Genomic DNA, 18412 nt, shown 5'->3' with positions numbered 1-18412 from the left:
CCCATGAATCGCCTGAAACGAATGCTGTTCTATATCCTACTTGTTATTGCCCTGTTGGGCCTGGGTACGTACCTGTTTATGCAAACGGCGCCTTTTGGCGGCGTGCCCGCCGATGTTCGCCTGACGCGCATCGAACAATCGAAACACTGGAGCAAAGGGGCTTTCCAGAATGTTGAGCCGACCGACGTGATGCGCCGCGATGCCTCGTACTGGGCTATGCTGACCGATAATTTCCGGAAACCCGCCGACGTGGAGCCCCAACAGCCGTTATCGACTGTCAGGACCGATCTCCGCAACCTGCCCGCTGTTGGCACTACCGTCGTCTGGTTTGGCCATTCGTCGTACCTGATCAAATCGGGTGGCGTTACGGTGCTGGTCGATCCGGTATTTTCGGGCTATGCATCGCCCGTGCCGGTTTTCGGGAAAGCGTTTCCCGGCGCGGATGCGTATACGGTTGCCGATATGCCGCCGATTGATCTGCTGGTGATTACCCACGACCATTACGACCACCTCGACTACGAAACGGTGAAGGGGCTGAGCAACAAAGTAAAGCGGGTCGTGACTGCCCTCGGTGTGGGCGTACACCTCGAACGGTGGGGCTACGACCCGACCCGGATTTCGGAGTTGGACTGGGACGAAACGGCCACCCTGTCAGACGGCTTTACGCTGACGGCGGTACCGGCCCGGCATTTTTCGGGGCGTGGTATCCGGCGGGGTCAAACCCTGTGGAGCGCCTTCGTGATGGACCTGAATGGCCAACGCCTGTTTCTGGGTGGTGATTCGGGCTACGGGCCGCACTTCAGAAGCATTGGGCAGCAACACGGTCCGTTCGACCTCGCCCTGCTCGAATGTGGGCAGTATGGCCGCGACTGGCCCAGTATCCACATGTTTCCCAACGAAGTGGCCAAAGCGGCCAACGACCTGGGTGCCAAGGTGCTGCTGCCCGTACACTGGGGAAAGTTCGCGCTGGCGTTTCACCCCTGGACGGAGCCGATCAACCAGTTGACGGCGGCCGTGAGCGATACGGCTTCGCTGCGCGTAACGACACCCCGTATCGGCGAGCCCGTACCGCTGGGGGGCGTGTTGCCCACAAGCCGCTGGTGGGCCCAATAGCGTTACAACATCGAGGTCGTCCTGTCGTTATGTTTGCATAGCTAAAACGATCGCTATGAACCGGTTTTACGCACTGCTTTTTGTTAGTCTGGCGATTTTTTCCTGTAAATCGAGCCTCGATCCGGGCACGGGTAGCCTCGATCTGTCGCTGCAACATACGGTCAACGGGAGCCCGTTGGTGCTGACTACCAAGACCTACCAGAACAAGGCCGGGGAGTCGTTTGTCGTTTCTAAATTCGATTATTTCCTGACTAACATCCGGCTGCTTCGGACCGACGGCTCGGCCTACACGGTGCCGCAGGACGATAGCTATTTTCTGGTTCGCTCCTCGGACCCGACCTCGCAGAGTATGTCGCTCAACAACATTCCGGCGGGCGATTACAGTCAACTGGAATTCATGATTGGGGTGGACAGCCTGCGCAACACCGCCGACGTGAGCCGGCGCAAAGGCGTACTCGACCCCGGCAGCAGCCATACCAGCGGGATGTATTGGGACTGGAATACGGGCTATATTCACCTGAAACTGGAAGGCACGTCGCCCGCCGCCCCGGTTGATGCCACCGGCAATCGCAATTTCCGCTATCACATTGGGCTGTTTGGCGGCTATCAGTCGCGCACCCTCAACAACCTGCGCACGGTGCGGGTGCCGCTGAGCAGTTCGGGCAACACCCTCAACATCGGCACCGACCAACGTACCCGGCTGGTCGTGCTGGCCGATGCCGGTAAACTCTTCGACGGTCCCACGCCGATCAGCATCGCCCAGTACCCCGACGTGATGGTGTCGCCGGTGTCGGCCACGATCGCCAACAATTACGCGACGATGTTCTCGTTTGGCCTGTCAACGCTGGAGCAAAAATGAGGGGATGGCAGGGCATCGGATTGGCTGTGAGTGTGGCGCTCTGGGGCTGGGTGGTTGGCTGCAAGCAAACGCCCACCACCGAACCCGTCAAGCCCGAACCACCCGTTACCCCATCGACGGGCACGCCGCTCAATTGGCAGAAACCCGCCAATTTTCCTGATCCAACGTACGATTTTGCCAATAACCCGCTCACCAAAGAGGGCGTGCTGCTTGGCCGGACGCTCTTCTACGATGCGCTGCTGTCGAAAGACGGCACCATTTCGTGCGCTTTCTGCCACTCGCCTTTTACCGGTTTTTCGCATACCGACCACCCGCTGAGCCACGGCATCCGCGACCAGACGGGTACCCGCAACGTACCTGGCATTCAGAACCTGGCCTGGCGCAACACGTTTTTCTGGGATGGCGGCATCATCGACCTCGATCTGCTGCCCATCGCACCCATACAGAATCCCATCGAGATGGACGAAACGTTCCCCAACGTGCTGACGAAGGTGCGGACGAGTGGGCGTTACCGGCCCCTGTTTCGGGCGGCGTTTGGCTCGGATTCCATCAGCAGCGACCGGTTTCTGAAGGCGCTCTCGCAGTTCATGCTGACGATGGTATCGAGCAATTCGACGTATGATAAAGTGGCGCGGAAGGAGGGGGGCGCGGCACTGACAGAGGCTGCTCAGCGCGGACTGACGCTGTTTCAGCAAAAGTGCGCCAGTTGCCATAAAGAGCCGTTTTTTACCGACCAGGGCTTCCGTAACAACGGCCTGCCTCAACTGGCCACCGCCAAAATCGACGATAAGGGTCGGTACGCCATCACGGCGCAGGACGCTGACCTGTACAAGTTTCGGGTGCCGAGTCTGCGCAACGTAGAATTTACGCCGCCTTACATGCACGACGGCCGGTTTTCGAGCCTGCAACAAGTGTTGCGCCACTACGCCACCGGCGTTCAGGACAGCCCCTACCTTGACCCCCTGTTGAAACAAAACGGTCAGGTCGGTATTCCGATGACGGTGCAGGAGCAGAACGACATTATCTCGTTTCTGTACACGCTGACCGATTATACCTTCCTGCAAAACCCTGATCTACAGCCGTTGAGGTGATTTTTCAACGCAGAAACACGGAGATTACACAGCGAATACGGAGCCAATAGAATCGCTATTGTTCCCTAGGTGATCTCCGTGTCTCTGTGCTGAGAAATTCAGTATTGCCCTTCGCTCAGATCCCAGCCACCATCGACGGTGAGGATTTGGCCAGTGGTGAACGCCGATTGATCCGACATAAAATAGACCGCTGCGCCATCGAGGTCGCTGGGTTTGCCAATGCGCCCCCCGTCGAGGGGCTGTTTGGTTTTGATAAAGGCCATAATGGCTTCGTCGCCAGCGGCGCGTTGGGCCATCGGTGTCTCAACCAGCGCCGGAATGAGGCTATTAATCCGGATGTTGTGGCTGGCATAATAGGCCGCCGTCGAGCGCACGAAACCCGAAGCGGCGGCTTTGGCGGCGGCGTAGGCGTGCGTGACAAAGTGTTTAGGCGAAGGGGAGTAACTCAGCACCGAACCTATGTTCAGGATGGTGCCGCCCGTACCCGCCGCCATAAAGGCCCGCACCGCCGCCTGATTCGAGAGCATCAGCGAGCTGAGGTTGAGTTGGAACGTGGCGTTCCAGCCGTCGAGGGTGAGTTCGTGGAGGGGGCCATCGCCAAAACGGCGACCCGAGCCACCCGCTACGTGATAAAGTCCGTCGAATCCGCCGAAGATCGTCTGGCAGAGGTCGATGGCTTTGATGGCTGTTTGTGGGTCAGCGGCGTCGCCGCTCATGGCTAAGCCGTTGCCATCCAGTAGCGTTTCGGCCGTGGCGCAGCTATCCGGGTTGCGCCCTACCACCACTACCTGCGCGCCTTCGCGAACGAAAGCCTGCGCGGCCGATAACCCCATACCAGTAGTACCGCCGACTACAACGATCCGTTTATTCGTAAGCCAGTTCAACGTTTTATCCAAAGTTTAATGGTCAACGTGGCAAACGCCACTCATTACGTTGCAACATTACACGTTGGCCATCAAACTTTGACCCCTTACTATAAATAAGGCTTTACGTCGGCTTCCAGTTTGTGAAGGGGCTGCGCGCCCGACTGACGCCAGATAATCTTGCCGTCTTTGAAGAGAATGAGCGTTGGCACGCTGCGAATCTGAAACTTGTCGGCGGCGGCCCGGCTCCGGTCGATATCGATTTTTACGATCTTGAGCTTGTCGCCAGAACGGTCGGCGAGTTGCTTCAGCGTGGGGGCCATCATCTTGCAGGGGCCGCACCAATCCGCGTAGAAGTCGACCAGCACCGGCTGACCACTTTTGATTAATTCGTTGAACGGAAGTTGGGGCTTGTTCATTAGTGTGTCGTTTTGGAAGGAACGTACCCGGCGAGGCCAATGTTCCGGCAAACTATTTTGAAAAATTATCCGAATCGTTTCCAACGTGCGAACTAAAGCCCTGCGCTATTGGTTTTACCTGCATACTCCCAAATGAAAACCCCGCCGATTGATCGGCGGGGTTTTTTCGTGTCAGTGCCATACGGGGTGGAATTAGCGCCGGTCCAGCGCCTGCACCTTCGCCAGGTACGTTGTCGGCATCAGCACCCGCTGCACCAGCGCCCGCAGCCGCAACGTATTGAAGAGTGGGTACAGCCACATCAGGTACGTAAGGGGAGGGCGTTCAGGTAGCTTGAGCAGCGAACGAACCGGCGCGGGTACCAACAGGCTTTGGGCTTGCAGCAACAGGCCGAAGCGCCAGTCGCCCAACTCTTCGCGATACCGCTGAAAGAGTTTGTCGGTGTAGGCACTCCGTTCCAGATCCTGAGCCAGATGCCGTTCCCGGTCGGCTTTGAAATCGGCGTAGGTGTTGGGCAAGTCAGGTACGTGCATACCGGCGCCCACCTGCTGAAAGGTATCGAATAACTCGCCGCGCTCGGCGTCGGTGAGGGGGCGATGCAACAGTTCGTAGGCTCGTTCCGAATAATCGATGAGCATATAGAGTACGTCGCGATAAGCCCAGGCGGGAATCTCATAGCCCCGTTTGGCTTCAACTCCCGCGTGGATGTCGGCCATGCGTGTGACGGCCTGACTGGCGCGCGTTTGGTCGGCAAAAACAATCTGCTGGGCGTATTGCACCGTCGAGAACAAACGCCCGATGGGATCGGCCGGTAGTTTGCCGGTAAAGAACAGCCAATCGACCGCTTTGTTGAGGGCGAATTCGGCCGCTGAACCCGCGAAAACCAGCAGGATCACGTCGGCGTCGCCCCAGATCTGGCGTACTATTGAGGTGGGCGTGGTCATGGGATGGGTAGGTCGGTGTGTGGCCTCTGTTTGCTGGAGCCAGCTACCGACGCGCTACTTCCCCAATACAACGAATTCGACGCGGCGGTTCTTACGCTTGTTTTCTTCTACATCATTGGGGGCCGCGGGGCGCGTATCGCCGTAGCCGTTGTAGCGCAGCCGTTTCTCGGGGATGCCATTGCGCACCAGGTAATTGGTAATCACCTTGGCCCGGTTTTCGGAAAGCAGTTGATTGAGCCGCCGGTCGCCCACGTTGTCGGTATGGCCGGCAATTTCGATGCTCAGCGCCGGTTGCGTTTGGAGCGTGCGGACTAGCTTGTCCAGTTGTTCGTACGACTCAGGGCGCATGTGGTAGCTGCTTTGATCGAAATAAACCTTATCGAGGCGGATGGCCTGGTTGACCTGTAGGTTCCGAAAGACGGAATCCGCTTTTTCGAGGCGGATGGCGTAGCCGTAGTTGGCGCAGGTGTCGCAGGTGACAACCATAAGCTCTTCGGCTTCCTGGTAGCCCTTGGCGGTGGCGATCACGTCGAGGGTATCGGCGCGGGTCAGGATAAACTCAAACTCTTTACCCACACGGCTATTACCTTCAAATTTCTTGCGGGCCAGCGAGGTTTTAATGATGAAGTGAGCCGGTATGTCGGCCTCGGTTTTGTCGTCGATGGCCTTGATTGCAAACACCGTTTTGGTAGGCTTATCGGATAGCTTAATCGCCTGACCGCTCGTTGGTAAGGCCGGGAGTGCAAAGAGGAAGAGCAGTAAAAAACGCATATGGGCTAGCGCGGTTGTCTAACCTATGTACATATCAATTTTCGGGCCGAATTTCGACAAAACAGAACGCCCCGTCAACCTTGTTGGCGGGGCGTTCTAGGCCAGTAAAAGAACGGCTAGTTGATCTTCAGCACGGCCATGAAGGCGGCTTGCGGGATCTCGACGTTGCCGACCTGACGCATCCGTTTCTTCCCTTTCTTCTGTTTGTCGAGCAGTTTTCGTTTCCGCGAAATATCACCGCCATAACACTTCGCCAATACGTCTTTACGCAGGGCACTGAGCGTTTCGCGGGCAATAATCTTCTGACCGATGGCGGCCTGAATGGCGATTTCGAACTGTTGGCGCGGAATCAGCTCACGCAGTTTTTCGCACAGTTTCCGGCCCCATTCATACGATTTACTGCGGTGTACGATGGCCGAGAGAGCGTCGACCCGGTCGCCGTTGAGCATCACGTCGAGCTTCACCATGTCGGCTTCGCGGTTGTCCATAAACTCGTAGTCGAGCGAGGCATACCCGCGCGAGATAGTCTTGAGTTTATCGAAGAAGTCGAACACGACCTCGGCCAGCGGCATCTCAAATTGCAGCTCCACGCGGTCGGCGGTGAGGTAAACCTGGTTTTTCAGGATACTCCGCTTATCCATGCAAAGGCTCATGATGCCCCCCACGTATTCAGCCTTGGTGATGATCTGCGCTTTGATGAACGGCTCCTCGATGGTGTCGATAAAATTGGGCTCGGGCATCTCCGACGGGGCCGACACCTGCATGAACTCACCTTTGGTGGTCATCACTTCAAACCGCACCGACGGCACCGTCGTGATCACGGTCATGTCGAATTCGCGTTCGAGGCGTTCCTGCACAATCTCCATGTGGAGCATGCCGAGGAACCCACAACGGAACCCAAAACCAAGGGCCGCCGAGGTTTCGGGCTCCCATACCAGCGCGGCGTCGTTGAGTTGCAGCTTCTCCATGGCCTCGCGCAGTTCTTCAAACTCGCTCGTTTCGACCGGGTAGATGCCGGCAAAGACCATCGGTTTTACTTCCGAGAATCCCTGAATGGCTTCTTTGGCGGGCGTGTCGAAGCTTGTGATGGTGTCACCCACCTTTACCTCTTTCGCCACTTTGATGCCCGAAATGAGGTAGCCTACGTCGCCGCACTCGATGCTGTCTTTGGGTTCCTGCGAGAGGCGAAGCGTGCCAATCTCATCGGCAAAATACTCTTTGCCGGTGTTCATGAATTTCACCTTCTGCCCTTTCTGGATCGAGCCATTCTTGACCCGGAAAATAACCTCGATACCCCGGTAGGAGTTGAACTGCGAATCGAAGATCAGGGCTTGCAGGGGCGCGTTGGGGTCACCTTTCGGGGGCGGAATCCGCTCCACGATCGCCGCCAGAATCTCCGGCACGCCGATGCCCTCTTTGCCCGAGGCGGGGATGATATCGTCGCGCTCGCAGCCGAGCAGGTCCACCATCTCGTCTTTGATCTCCTCGGGCATGGCACCGGGCAGGTCGATCTTGTTGAGCACCGGGATGATAACCAGGTTGTTATTCATCGCCAGGTACAGGTTCGAGATCGTCTGGGCTTCGGTCCCCTGCGAGGCATCCACGAGCAGCAGGGCACCTTCGCAGGCGGCAATCGACCGCGACACTTCATAGCTGAAGTCGACGTGGCCCGGCGTGTCGATGAGGTTGAGGGTGTACTTCTCGCCGTTATGCATGTAATCCATCTGGATGGCGTGGCTCTTGATGGTGATGCCACGCTCACGCTCCAGGTCCATATCGTCGAGCAGTTGGGCCTGCATATCGCGGGCACCGACGGTCTTGGTAAACTCCAGCAGCCGGTCAGCTAAGGTGCTTTTACCGTGGTCGATGTGGGCGATAATGCAGAAATTCCGAATATGTTTCACGCTGAAAGAACGGGGGTTGTGTCTGTCTGATAAACCACAAAATTAGTCAAAAAAGTTGGGGCGGCCCCTGTTTCGGCTGCCGGGAACGGTGGCCCATCGATTAGGTCGTGAAACCGTTCATCCTAACCGGCCGGTAGCGCTTCGTCGGGCCCCCTATTTTTGCCCTATGAGTCAACGTGTACTGGTCCTGATAGGCCTCTGTCTGAGTAGCCTGCTCCTCCGCGCCCAAACCCTGCAGGTGTCGCCCGCCGATTCGTCGATTCAGCTCGACGGGCTGCTGACGGAACGTACCTGGCAGACGGCAAAGGTGGCCACCAACTTCATCCAGAATTTTCCGAACGATACGGCGCGGGCCTACAACCCTACCGAAGTGCGCCTGACCTACGACGCCCAGCACCTGTACGTAGCTGTGATCTGCTACGATAAAAACCCCGAGCGGCGCTACACGGCCAGTTCGCTGAAGCGTGATTTCGAGTGGGACCAGAACGATAATTTCACCGTCTACCTCGATCCGTTCGGCGACCGAATCAACGGCTTCACGTTCAACGTAACGCCTTACGGCGTCGAGCGCGAGGGGCAGCTGTTCAACGGCGAGCGCGTGGCATCGGAGTGGGACAACAAGTGGCGCTCGGCGGTACGTGTGTTCAACGACCGGTATCAGGCCGAACTGGTGATTCCGTTCAAAAGCTTCCGCTACCGCAAAGGCACGTCGTGGTTCCTGATGAACTTTGCCCGCCACGACCTGAAAAACAACCAGCGTACCTCGTGGCGGCGCGTGCCGGTGGCCTACCGCATCTCGGCGCTGGCCTTTGCCGATACCGTTCGGTTCGAGACGCCACTGCCCGACCCCGGCCCCAACATTTCGCTGATTCCGTACGTGGCGGCCCGCTACAGCGACAACCTGGGCGAAGGCAGTATGGGCGCGCGCACGGTTGCCGGCGGCGTTGGCTTCGACGCCAAGTTCGGGCTGACGCCGTCGCTGAACCTCGACCTGACCGTCAATCCCGATTTTTCGAACGTGGAAGCCGATCAGCAGGTGACCAACCTCAGCCGGTTCGAGATCTTCTACCCCGAACGGCGGCAGTTTTTTATCGAGAATCAGGACCTCTTCGCCAACTTCGGTTTCGAGCAGAATCGGCCTTTTTTCAGTCGGCGCATCGGTATCAGCTACGACACTACCACGGGGGTAATTGTGCAGAATCCGCTGCTCTACGGCGCCCGGCTGAGCGGCAAAGTGGGCAAAGACTGGCGGGTGGGGCTGCTTAATACCCAAACGGCCAATCGGCCTGAGCGGGGCATTACGGGCCAGAATTACACCATGGCGGTGGTGCAGCGGCAGCTATTCGGGCGGTCAAACCTCTCGGGTATTTTCGTGAACCGGCAGGGCGTGGGCGGGTCGCGCAGCAACGTACCTGACAGCCTGCGCTACACCCGCTTGGCGGGCCTGGAATACAACCTGCAAACGGCCGACAACCGCTGGAGCGGTAAGCTGTTTTACACCCGCGCTTTCCGGCCCGATCAGCCGGGCGAGCGCCGCAACGGCGTAACCATCGACAAGGATGCCTACACGCACGGCCTGAATCTCGTTTATACGAGCCGCAATCTCACCGCCACCTGGACGCAGGAGTATGTGGGGCGGCAGTACCAGATCAATGACATCGGCTTCGTGAACCGACGGGGTTACTGGCGCTTCACGCCCGAGCTGTCTGGTACGTTCTACACCAAAGGGAGCCGCGCCGTGGTGTCGCATGGGCCGTTCACTGACCTGATGCTGATTCGCACGCTGACACCCTCCGGCGTGGCGCGGCTGACCGACCGCGAATGGAACATTGGCTACAACGTGCAGTTCCGGAGCACTGCCGAGGGAGGGCTGGGGTATTACAACCATTACACGTACCTGTTCTTTCCTTACGACCCGACTAACTCCGACGGCCGCGAACTCGCCGAAGATACCGGCTACAACATCCGGGGGCTGTTTGGCTTTTACAATTCCGACCGGCGTAAGCTGTTCAATGTGAGCCTGGAAGGGTGGAGCGGCGGCTATTTCAACGGCAAAAACACCAGCCTGACGGCGCAGGTGCAGTATCGCTTTCAGCCCTACGGGTCGCTGAGCGTGTACAGCGAGTTCAACGCCATTCGCTTGCCAGAACCCTACAAATCGGCAACGTACCTGCTGATCGGTCCCCGTCTCGATCTGACCTTCACGCGTAAGCTGTTCTGGACGACCACCGTGCAGGTCAACAACCAGACGGCCAACACGCTGCTCAACACGCGTCTGCAATGGCGGTATGCACCGGTATCAGACCTGTTTGTGGTCTATCAGGAAAACTATTTCCCCGGCTCACTGACCAGCAAAAACCGCGCACTGGTGATTAAGCTCTCCTACTGGTTCAACGTGTAAGGTAACGAGTCTCAGCACTAGTTAGCAATCGCGGAGTAAGTTGCTACTCATCGGCGGTGGCGGCGGTTTGCTGAATGAGCTTCTGGAGTTTGGGCGAGTAGTCAGGTACGTCGCCCCGGATGCGCAGGATCGAGAGTTCCTTCATCTTCGATTCAAAGACAATATCAACGTCCTTGCCGTAGGTGTTGACGGGGTTATAGAGCCAGTCGGCATGGGCTTCGCGGCGAGCTTTGGGGTCTTCATAGTCGCGCCGCGAATCAGAATAGTGGAAGACGGGGCGTACATCCCAAGTGCCGTAGGCCGTTAGGAAAGCTTCTTCCTGCGTTTGGTCGCCGGGATTGAGGCTGTGGTGAAAATAATCGAACACGATGGGCGTACCGATCTGCTCGTGCAGGTACGTCAGATCCTGCACCGTATACAGATTGGGCCGGTCGTCGTTCTCGACGGTGAGCCGGGCGCGTAGGCTCTCCGACAGCCGTTCGCGGAAATTTTTGGCAAATCGGGCCAACGTACCGGCTTTGTCGCCGTAGGTGCCGCCCGCGTGGATGTTGATCTTGTTCCAGTGCGAGGGCGTGAGGCCCATCAGGTCAAATACCGACGACTGGTATTCCAGATCGGTGATGGTATTCTCGAGCACTTTGCCCTGCCCGGCCAGGTGGTTGAATGGCCCCGGATGGCAGGTGAGCCGGATAGGCCGCGCGCCGATATCTTCCAGCACGGCCCGGATCTCCGCAAAATCCGGGAGTTGGTTGATACGGTATTCAGAAGCCCAGGGGAAAATGTCGGACGAGATACGAAACAGTTGAAACCCGTGTTCGAGGTTCCAGTCGACTACCTTCAGCAAATCCTGCACGTTTTGCAGGGCCAACTGCGATGCGTACTGCAGGCCTTTCTCGGCGAATGTCTTTTTGATCATTCCCCGGGTGGTGGTGATGTGTTCGTTGACCTGCAGCGTCAGGTTGATGCAGGCGTATCCCACGTTGAGCGGTGTCGTATCCATACCACAGACAACAACAGGAACGGCTGGAAAGTCTGAAAGAAATGAGTGCGGAGCCTGGAAAGTTAGGTACGTGTTGCTTACACGTTTACCATACCGCCTTTCCAGACTCCGCACTCGCTTTTCAGGGACTTGTTGTACCGACTTACTTAATCCCGACCAGTTCGATCTCGAACGTCAGGTCCTGCCCGGCGAGGGGGTGGTTGGCGTCGAGCACGACCGAATCGTCGCTCAGGGCGCGGACGATCACGGGCACGGGTTGCGGGTTACCGTCTTCGTGCATGTTGAGCGTCATGCCTACCTCAAGGGGGATTTCGTCGGGAATATCCGAACGGTCGAGCGTGAAGACCATCTCTTCGTGCGCCGGGCCATAGGCCTCTTCAACGGGAATATGGATGGTTTTATGATCGCCGACAGCCATGCCCGTGATGCCATCATCGAATCCTTTGATGACCTGCCCGCTGCCGAGCGTAAATTCTAATGGGCTACGTCCCTGCGACGAATCGAATAAGGTGCCGTCGGTCAACGTACCTGTGTAGTGAACCTGAACGGTGTCGCCAGCTTGTGCCTGTGCCATGTGCTTACGTGATTTGTACAAGCCCCAAAGGTAGGGCTGATTGCCGGAAGTCATAAGCCAGACCGCGTCAGGAATGCCGCTTACCTACTCAGTGGCATAGGCCGCTCATTACAATTGATCATTGACTACTACTTAACGAGCATCAACGTACCCTTTACGGTCTGTCGGCCGAAGGTGACGGTGTAATAATAGAGCCCAACGGGGAAGTCGGGGCCATACCAGCGGAAGGCCTTGTCGGTGGAGGTGAAGACCTGAACGCCCCAGCGGTTGTACACGTCGACCCGCTCGAATTTCTCGTAGCAGTTTTCGACAGGTACGTTCATTAACCCGAAATAATCGTTTTTGCCGTCGTTGTTGGGCGTAAACGTGTTGGGCACCTTCAGGTCGCTGTAGTTGACCTCGGGCGTTTTCAGCTTCAGTACCACGCTGGTCGTATCGGTGTTTTTAGCCTGACAGCTCCCATCGGTGTTGGCAAAGTCGAGCGTGAAGGTGGCCTCGCGCCGCCCCTGCAACACGGCGCAGGTCGCCTGCCACGAAAACGGCGATTGTAGTTCGGGCCGGCCATTTCTGTTCGTAAACACCATACCCGCCTGCGTCAGGCTGAACCCCCGGCCCGCACCCGTCAGGCGCAGGCTGTCGGTTTTGTCGGGATCGTTACCAAAGACGGTAAACCGCACCGCGCCCGAGCTTGTATCGTTCGGCACAACGGTCAATTCCACCACCCGGCTGGGCAGCGAGGTCCGAATCGTTGGTGGCTGGCTGGCGGGCCCTTGGGCAGTCAACCTGACGGTGGTGGTGTCGCGCCGTTCGACGTTACAGGCCCGTTTGATGGCGATAAAGTCGACCACGTATGCCGATTGCGACGCCTGCGAGCAGGTCGGGTTCCAGCGGAAGGGTTGTTGCACGGTGCCGGTGCCCGAGGTGGGGGCGAAGGTCATGCCTGCGCTGCCCAACGCAAACCCCCGGCCCACGGCCTGAATCGACACAGCGCCGTTTTGCGGGTCTTTGCCAAACGCATTGAACGTGAGCGATGAGCCCACCGAAATGGTTGTCTGGCTGCCGCGCAGATCAGTGCTCGCCACGGGTTTGACGCCGGGCGTCGACGTCACCTGCACCAGTACGTCGAGGTTAGTGGTAATCCCCTGCGGGCAGCCGTCGTCGGTGGCCTGGATGCGCAGCGTCACGGGGTTGCCGTTGTTATACAGCGCGCAGGCATCGAAGCAGAACTGCGTCGAGGTGGTGTCCCGCCCATTGCCGGAACTAACCACGCCCGGTGTGATCGCCAGGCCCGATAGGGCGCCGCTGCCGTTGGTGACGGTAATGCGCTGGTTGGCGTTGGGATCAGTCAGGAACAGGTTCAGGCAGGCCTTATCGGTGTCGGTCAACTGGATGACCGTACCGGCTTTGTAATACTCCTTGCTGCCGGGCGCTTTCATCAGCAGCACGGGTGCATCGTTGCGGGGGCAGTCGATTACGCGCAACTGGAAATCACGACGTACCCGGCCGATGGCCACGCCTTTGCGGTATTCGACCACTTCCACCGAGAACACAAAGAGCCCGACCCGATCGGCCGTTACGCTCAGCAGGCCCGTTTTGGCGTCTACTTTCAGGGGGCTGATGCCGGGTATGGCGTTGGTTTCGGAATAGCCGCTGGCCCAGCGCACAGGGGGATACGGTGCCGCCCGAAAGACACCTTCCAGACCGGGCTGGGTCGGGCGGGCGGGGTAGGGGACAGCCGCCGTGCTGTAGCCGTTGAAGGGCGTCACCATCGTATACACCAAGCTGTCGCCGTCGGCATCGCGGGCGCCAAAATCGAACGTAAAGGGCCGGTTGAGGCAGATGTAGTCGCCTTTGACTGTGTTGAAAACAGGCGAGGAGTTGGCAAAGGTCTGGTTGTTTTGCAGCACCGCCGGGAATTCCAGGTAGAATACCGAGCCTGCATCGCCGGGGGCAAGGAGGTTGTTGATGGTCCCGTTGCGGCAGCAGCGTTCCCAACTGACGTAATAGCCGCCGGGGTCGTTGAACGACTCGGGGCGGAAGGTTACGTCGACGCCGTACCGGATCAGGCGGGTGCTCTGAATGGCCGTGGCGCAACTGGGAATGGAGTAGGCTACCTGCGACGAACCGAGGCGCGGCAGGTCGATACTGGCCAGCTGGGCATTGTCGCGCTTGCGGAAAATGCCCAGGGTCATCAAGGCATCTTCGGCACCGGGGTTGCCGTTGTTCTGATCGAAATACAAATTCAGGTTGAGCCGGTGCGAATAAGCGCTGTTGGGCCCGAGGTAGAGCAGTTCGATTTCGCCGCCGACAATGTGCGTGGCAAAACCGACGAGGGGCAATAGGCTTACTACACTGAAAAACAGAAGCCGACAAAGCGCTTTCATGTAAAGTTGAGGCATACAAGTTGGGTTGGGTACAGCCCTTGCCGAAAAGGCTGCTTAATTTAGCAGTTTGAACGAGAAGGTTCAAGGTCTACTGGTCAAGGATCAAGGTTTGTGCTACCGTTACGCGCATCGCACTGGACGTTGACCGTTGGACGTTGAACGACTAGAAATGCGTAAAAAACACCATAAACAACCCCAACTCCTCGCGGGGTTGACCGTAACCGACGTGGCGGCGGAGGGCAAGTGCCTGATCCGCACCGACGACGGGGTCATTTTTGTGGAAGGCCGACCGGGCCATCCGATGCCTGCACCCGGCGACGTGGTCGACATCCGGGTTTTCAATCAGAAAAAACAGTACCGCGAAGCCCTCGTCGAACGGGTGGTGACGCCCTCGCCGGTACGTACCCAGCCGTTTTGCGAACACTTCGGCGTATGCGGGGGCTGCAAATGGCAACATATTCAGTACGACGAACAACTGCGGTTCAAGCAGCAACAGGTTATTGATCACCTTACGCGCATCGCCAAGGTTCCGTTGCCCGGCGGTAGTGCCGCGTCAATGCGGCCGATTCTCGCCGCCCATCCGACCCAGTATTACCGGAATAAGTTGGAATTCACCATCGCCGACGGGCGCTGGCTCACGCAGGCTGAAGTACAAACTACCGAGCGCATGGACCCGCGCGTCGTGGGCTTCCACGTGCCGGGCCGCTTTGATAAGGTGCTACCCATCCAGCATTGCTACCTGCAACCCGATCCGTCCAACGACATCCGGCTGGCCGTCACCGACTACCTGTTTGCCAATAACCTGGCGGCATACAACCTCAAAACGCATGAGGGCTACCTCCGCACGCTCATCATCCGCACGGCTGACACCACCGGGCAGGTGATGGTGACACTACAGGTAGCGCAGGATCACCCGCAAACGCTCGCCGCCCTGCTCGATCACCTGCTCGAACGCTTCCCGCAGATTACGTCGTTGAACTACATCATCAACACGAAGAAGAACGACAATTACGGCGATCAGGAAGTGATTAACTATGCCGGTACGCCCTACATCGAGGAAACCATGGATGCTGGCGTGGGTACGTCGGGAGCCGTTGCATCGGCCCCAGGTACGTCCGAAGTCAATCAGGTGCTGACGTTTCGGGTCAATGCCAAATCGTTCTACCAGACCAATGCCAAGCAGGCGTTTGCGCTCTACAGCGTGGCCCGCGACATGGCCGGCCTGACGGGCAACGAGCTGGTGTATGACCTCTACACCGGCACGGGCACCATCGCCCTGTTTGTGGCGCGGCAAGCTAGGTACGTGGTTGGCATCGAATATGTGGAAGCCGCTGTCGCCGATGCGGGCGTAAACGCCGAGGTCAACGGAATCAGCAATGCGTCGTTTCACGCGGGCGACATGAAGAACCTGCTCACGGAGGAATTCTTCGCCCAGCACGGCCACCCCGACGTGGTGATTACCGATCCGCCGCGCGCGGGGATGGACGAGGCCGTGGTTCGGCAGCTCATCAAAGCCGCCCCGCAGAAAATTGTCTACATCAGCTGCAACACGGCCACGCAGGCCCGCGACCTGGCTTGGCTCGACGAAGCCTACCGCGTCGACGCCGTGCAGCCCGTCGACATGTTCCCCCACACGCACCACGTGGAGAATGTGGTGCTTTTAGTTAAAAAGAATGTACAATGAACAATGTATGATGCACAATGAAAAATAAGTACTAAAGTACTGTTAATGAGATTCTTGTCTCTTTAGTGGAGTCATTGTGCATCGTACATTATTCATTTCCTCCCTCATGACCCTCCTCACCCCCCCTGCCTGGGCTGATTATGAACTGATCGACTCGGGCGATTTTATGAAGCTGGAACGGTTTGGCCAGTATATTCTGGCCCGGCCCGAACCCCAGGCGATCTGGGATTGCTCGCTCTCGGAAGGCGAATGGGAACGGCTGGCGCACGCCACGTTTCGGCGCGACCGGCAATCGCCCGAGCGCGGCGACTGGCAGCGGCTCAAGCCTATTCAGGACCCCTGGACGGTTAATTTCAAGCAGCAGGAACTGGATTTGACCTTCAAGCTGGCGCTGACGGCCTTCAAGCACGTCGGTATTTTTCCAGAACAGGCCGTGAACTGGACGTACATCCACGACACCGTAAAAGCCATGCCCGTTGAGCGGCCGCGCGTGCTGAACCTCTTTGCCTATACGGGCGGGGCCTCACTAGCAGCCCGGCAGGCAGGTGCCGACGTCACGCACGTCGATGCCGTGAAGCCGGTGATCTCGTGGTCACGGGAAAATATGGAGATGAGCCGCCTCGACAACATCCGCTGGGTGGTGGAGGATGCCGTCAAGTTTGTGCGGCGCGAAGAACGGCGCGGCAACACCTATAACGGCCTCATTCTGGACCCGCCCGCCTATGGCCGTGGCCCCGACGGCGAAAAATGGGTGCTGGAAGAGCAGCTCAACGACCTGCTACGTACCTGCGCGGCCTTGCTCGACCGGCGCGACTTTTTCTTCATCATCAACCTGTACTCGCTCGGGTTTTCGGCCATCATCCTCGACAACCTCATGGTGCAGCACTTTGGCAACGTACCTGAAGGGGCGGCGGCGATCAACCGGCTCCCCAACTACCAGTCGGGCGAGCTATTCCTGACCGATTCGCGGCAGAAACGGCTGCCACTGGGCGTTTTCTCTCGGTTTTCTTCTGTAACTTTGTGAACTCAGTTTACTGTTTACAGTCCTCCGTCTTCTGTTGGCTCGCTGACCACACACAACGTACCTAAGTGAAACAACAGAAGACAGAGGACTGTAGACAGATTAACAGCTTTCGCTTGGGGACATTTTGCGATACATATTGATCCTTTTGGGGGTAGGCCTTCTGGCGGCGTGTAGCAGCGGCGACCGGCGACTATCGCGCATCCCACCCCTTCCCCAGGCTTCCGATAGTACGTCGGCGCAGAACACCCTTCGCGCGCTCGACCGGGCCATCAGCCAGTCGTCGTCGGCAACGGCCTATGCCAAACGGGCCATGATCCTGCTCTCGATGGGGCGCATCGCCGATGCCCTGGAGGATATTAACGAAGCGATTTCCCGAAACAACAACACCGGTTTTTTCTACGTCGTACGGGCGCAGGTACTGCGGGCGCTGAACAAACCCGATAAGGCGTTTGACGACGCCCAACGGGCTGAAATTCTGGGGGCTACGTCGCCGGAGCTGTACACGCTCATGGGCGACGTGCTGCAACAGCAGACGCAATACCCAAAGGCCCGTCTTTACGTGGCTAAGGCCCTGCAGATGGCCCCGTATGATGGCGAAGCGCATTTCTACAACGGCCTGATGGCGGCCAAATTGGGCGATACCGTCCGGGCCCTCGCCGACTACCAACAGGCCCTGCAACTGAAACCGCGTTTTCTGCCTACCTACAACCAACTGACGGCGGTGTATCGGTCGCTGGGCGATTTGAATACGGCGCTGGTTTACAACGAGCGGGCCATGCAGTACTTCCCGATCAACGCCGAATTGCTCTTTCAGCGGGGCATGATCTACCAGTCGGCGGGCCGGGCCGATAGTGCGCTGATCTCGTACCAGAAAACCGTACGGCTCGACCCCAACTTTGTGCAGGCTTACTTTCAGGCTGGTCTGATCTTTGAACGTTTCCGTAATTACGGCGCGGCGCTGACCAACTACGAGCAGGTGCAGAAACGGAAAGCCGACTTCCCGCGGATCGGTTATTTCGTCGCCCACGGCCTCGAAATGACCTACCAGTGGGAGCGGGCACAGGCGCAGTACACGGCTGTGTTGCAGAAAGATCCGTATGACCCGGCGGCGCAGGCTGGCCTGTGGCGGGTGCAGCGCCGGCAACAGATGGCCGCTGGCTACGGCGACTACCTGCTGCCCGATACCGACGACAAAACGGGCCTGTTGCCCGACCGAACGCCCAGCGGGCGTATACTTGACACCAACCGGATTCGGATTGCCCCCATCCAACCCCGAACCCGTATCCAATCGATGGGCGACTCAATTAAGATTAGAACGATTGATTAAAGAAGGTCAGTTGGCTACGCCGTCAGTCGTGGTCATTGGTAGTCATTCATCGTAAA

At 58.1% G+C, this 18412-nt stretch carries 15 protein-coding genes; 7 read left to right on the top strand and 8 right to left on the bottom strand.

The window, feature by feature from the left end; translation table 11 throughout:
• Nucleotides 1-3 precede the first annotated feature (3 nt).
• From FAES_RS21935 to FAES_RS21925, 3 genes are read left to right on the top strand one after another with little or no spacing between them, the layout of a single operon-like run.
• Nucleotides 4-1113 carry an MBL fold metallo-hydrolase gene (locus tag FAES_RS21935; protein WP_041259321.1) on the top strand — a complete coding sequence of 370 codons (1110 nt, stop codon included), beginning with the start codon at nucleotides 4-6 and terminating at the stop codon, nucleotides 1111-1113.
• A 55-nt stretch (nucleotides 1114-1168) separates the two neighbouring features.
• On the top strand, nucleotides 1169-1972 hold the full coding sequence (locus tag FAES_RS21930) for an MbnP family protein (RefSeq protein ID WP_015333376.1): 804 nt from the start codon (nucleotides 1169-1171) through the stop codon (nucleotides 1970-1972).
• Nucleotides 1969-3063: a cytochrome-c peroxidase gene (locus FAES_RS21925; protein WP_015333375.1), complete on the top strand. Its 1095-nt coding sequence runs from the start codon at nucleotides 1969-1971 to the stop codon at nucleotides 3061-3063. The genes FAES_RS21930 and FAES_RS21925 overlap by 4 nt, the downstream gene beginning before the upstream one ends.
• 98 nt (nucleotides 3064-3161) lie before the next feature.
• Here the strand turns inward: FAES_RS21925 and FAES_RS21920 are convergent, their stop codons facing one another.
• From FAES_RS21920 to lepA, 5 genes are all read right to left on the bottom strand, one after another.
• Nucleotides 3162-3947: an SDR family NAD(P)-dependent oxidoreductase gene (locus tag FAES_RS21920; RefSeq protein WP_041259319.1), complete on the bottom strand. Its 786-nt coding sequence runs from the start codon at nucleotides 3945-3947 to the stop codon at nucleotides 3162-3164.
• Between the two features lie 89 nt (nucleotides 3948-4036).
• Complete coding sequence (gene trxA / locus FAES_RS21915) at nucleotides 4037-4345, bottom strand: thioredoxin (RefSeq protein ID WP_015333373.1); 309 nt, start codon at nucleotides 4343-4345, stop codon at nucleotides 4037-4039.
• A gap of 192 nt (nucleotides 4346-4537) precedes the next feature.
• Nucleotides 4538-5287 (bottom strand): oxygenase MpaB family protein, encoded by a 750-nt coding sequence (locus FAES_RS21910; protein WP_015333371.1) that lies wholly within the window; start codon nucleotides 5285-5287, stop codon nucleotides 4538-4540.
• Between the two features lie 54 nt (nucleotides 5288-5341).
• Nucleotides 5342-6058, bottom strand: a complete 717-nt coding sequence (locus FAES_RS21905) for an OmpA family protein (RefSeq protein ID WP_015333370.1) — start codon at nucleotides 6056-6058, stop codon at nucleotides 5342-5344.
• A gap of 116 nt (nucleotides 6059-6174) precedes the next feature.
• The gene (gene lepA, locus FAES_RS21900) at nucleotides 6175-7962 is read right to left on the bottom strand and encodes a translation elongation factor 4 (protein ID WP_015333369.1); all 1788 of its coding nucleotides are present in this window, start codon (nucleotides 7960-7962) and stop codon (nucleotides 6175-6177) included.
• A gap of 166 nt (nucleotides 7963-8128) precedes the next feature.
• Between lepA and FAES_RS21895 the strand changes: the two genes are divergently transcribed.
• Complete coding sequence (locus FAES_RS21895) at nucleotides 8129-10363, top strand: DUF5916 domain-containing protein (protein ID WP_015333368.1); 2235 nt, start codon at nucleotides 8129-8131, stop codon at nucleotides 10361-10363.
• Between the two features lie 43 nt (nucleotides 10364-10406).
• Here the strand turns inward: FAES_RS21895 and uvsE are convergent, their stop codons facing one another.
• The 3 genes from uvsE to FAES_RS21880 all read right to left on the bottom strand — a co-directional run bounded on the left by uvsE (nucleotide 10407) and on the right by FAES_RS21880 (nucleotide 14336).
• A complete protein-coding gene (gene uvsE, locus FAES_RS21890; RefSeq protein ID WP_015333367.1) occupies nucleotides 10407-11363 on the bottom strand; it encodes a UV DNA damage repair endonuclease UvsE in 957 nt (318 codons plus the stop codon).
• Between the two features lie 142 nt (nucleotides 11364-11505).
• Entirely contained in the window at nucleotides 11506-11937 is a 432-nt protein-coding gene (locus FAES_RS21885) for an FKBP-type peptidyl-prolyl cis-trans isomerase (protein ID WP_041258285.1), read from the bottom strand.
• 128 nt (nucleotides 11938-12065) lie between these two features.
• The gene (locus tag FAES_RS21880) at nucleotides 12066-14336 is read right to left on the bottom strand and encodes a T9SS type B sorting domain-containing protein (protein WP_015333365.1); all 2271 of its coding nucleotides are present in this window, start codon (nucleotides 14334-14336) and stop codon (nucleotides 12066-12068) included.
• Nucleotides 14337-14490: 154 nt separating this feature from the next.
• On the opposite strand from FAES_RS21880, the gene rlmD reads away from it, so the two are divergent.
• From rlmD to FAES_RS21865, 3 genes are all read left to right on the top strand, one after another.
• Complete coding sequence (gene rlmD, locus FAES_RS21875) at nucleotides 14491-16005, top strand: 23S rRNA (uracil(1939)-C(5))-methyltransferase RlmD (protein ID WP_015333364.1); 1515 nt, start codon at nucleotides 14491-14493, stop codon at nucleotides 16003-16005.
• A gap of 106 nt (nucleotides 16006-16111) precedes the next feature.
• Nucleotides 16112-17029 carry a class I SAM-dependent methyltransferase gene (locus tag FAES_RS21870; protein ID WP_015333363.1) on the top strand — a complete coding sequence of 306 codons (918 nt, stop codon included), beginning with the start codon at nucleotides 16112-16114 and terminating at the stop codon, nucleotides 17027-17029.
• Between the two features lie 145 nt (nucleotides 17030-17174).
• Entirely contained in the window at nucleotides 17175-18356 is a 1182-nt protein-coding gene (locus FAES_RS21865; protein WP_173401278.1) for a tetratricopeptide repeat protein, read from the top strand.
• Nucleotides 18357-18412 lie beyond the last annotated feature (56 nt).

It is taken from the genome of Fibrella aestuarina BUZ 2 (genome assembly GCF_000331105.1).
In the GTDB taxonomy this organism is placed as follows: Bacteria; Bacteroidota; Bacteroidia; order Cytophagales; family Spirosomataceae; genus Fibrella; species Fibrella aestuarina.
The sequence above is the reverse complement of the archived record's forward strand: the minus strand, read 5'-3'. Positions and strand labels throughout refer to the sequence as shown.

Excerpts from the sequence above, each read along its gene's own strand:
- FAES_RS21895 (WP_015333368.1), top strand. The coding sequence starts at position 8,129 with ATGAGTCAACGTGTACTGGTCCTGATAGGCCTCTGTCTGAGTAGCCTG.
- FAES_RS21880 (WP_015333365.1), bottom strand. The coding sequence starts at position 14,336 with ATGCCTCAACTTTACATGAAAGCGCTTTGTCGGCTTCTGTTTTTCAGT.
- FAES_RS21930 (WP_015333376.1), top strand. The coding sequence starts at position 1,169 with ATGAACCGGTTTTACGCACTGCTTTTTGTTAGTCTGGCGATTTTTTCC.
- FAES_RS21870 (WP_015333363.1), top strand. The coding sequence starts at position 16,112 with ATGACCCTCCTCACCCCCCCTGCCTGGGCTGATTATGAACTGATCGAC.
- trxA (WP_015333373.1), bottom strand. The coding sequence starts at position 4,345 with ATGAACAAGCCCCAACTTCCGTTCAACGAATTAATCAAAAGTGGTCAG.
- FAES_RS21910 (WP_015333371.1), bottom strand. The coding sequence starts at position 5,287 with ATGACCACGCCCACCTCAATAGTACGCCAGATCTGGGGCGACGCCGAC.
- FAES_RS21925 (WP_015333375.1), top strand. The coding sequence starts at position 1,969 with ATGAGGGGATGGCAGGGCATCGGATTGGCTGTGAGTGTGGCGCTCTGG.
- uvsE (WP_015333367.1), bottom strand. The coding sequence starts at position 11,363 with ATGGATACGACACCGCTCAACGTGGGATACGCCTGCATCAACCTGACG.
- FAES_RS21935 (WP_041259321.1), top strand. The coding sequence starts at position 4 with ATGAATCGCCTGAAACGAATGCTGTTCTATATCCTACTTGTTATTGCC.
- rlmD (WP_015333364.1), top strand. The coding sequence starts at position 14,491 with ATGCGTAAAAAACACCATAAACAACCCCAACTCCTCGCGGGGTTGACC.
- FAES_RS21905 (WP_015333370.1), bottom strand. The coding sequence starts at position 6,058 with ATGCGTTTTTTACTGCTCTTCCTCTTTGCACTCCCGGCCTTACCAACG.
- FAES_RS21885 (WP_041258285.1), bottom strand. The coding sequence starts at position 11,937 with ATGGCACAGGCACAAGCTGGCGACACCGTTCAGGTTCACTACACAGGT.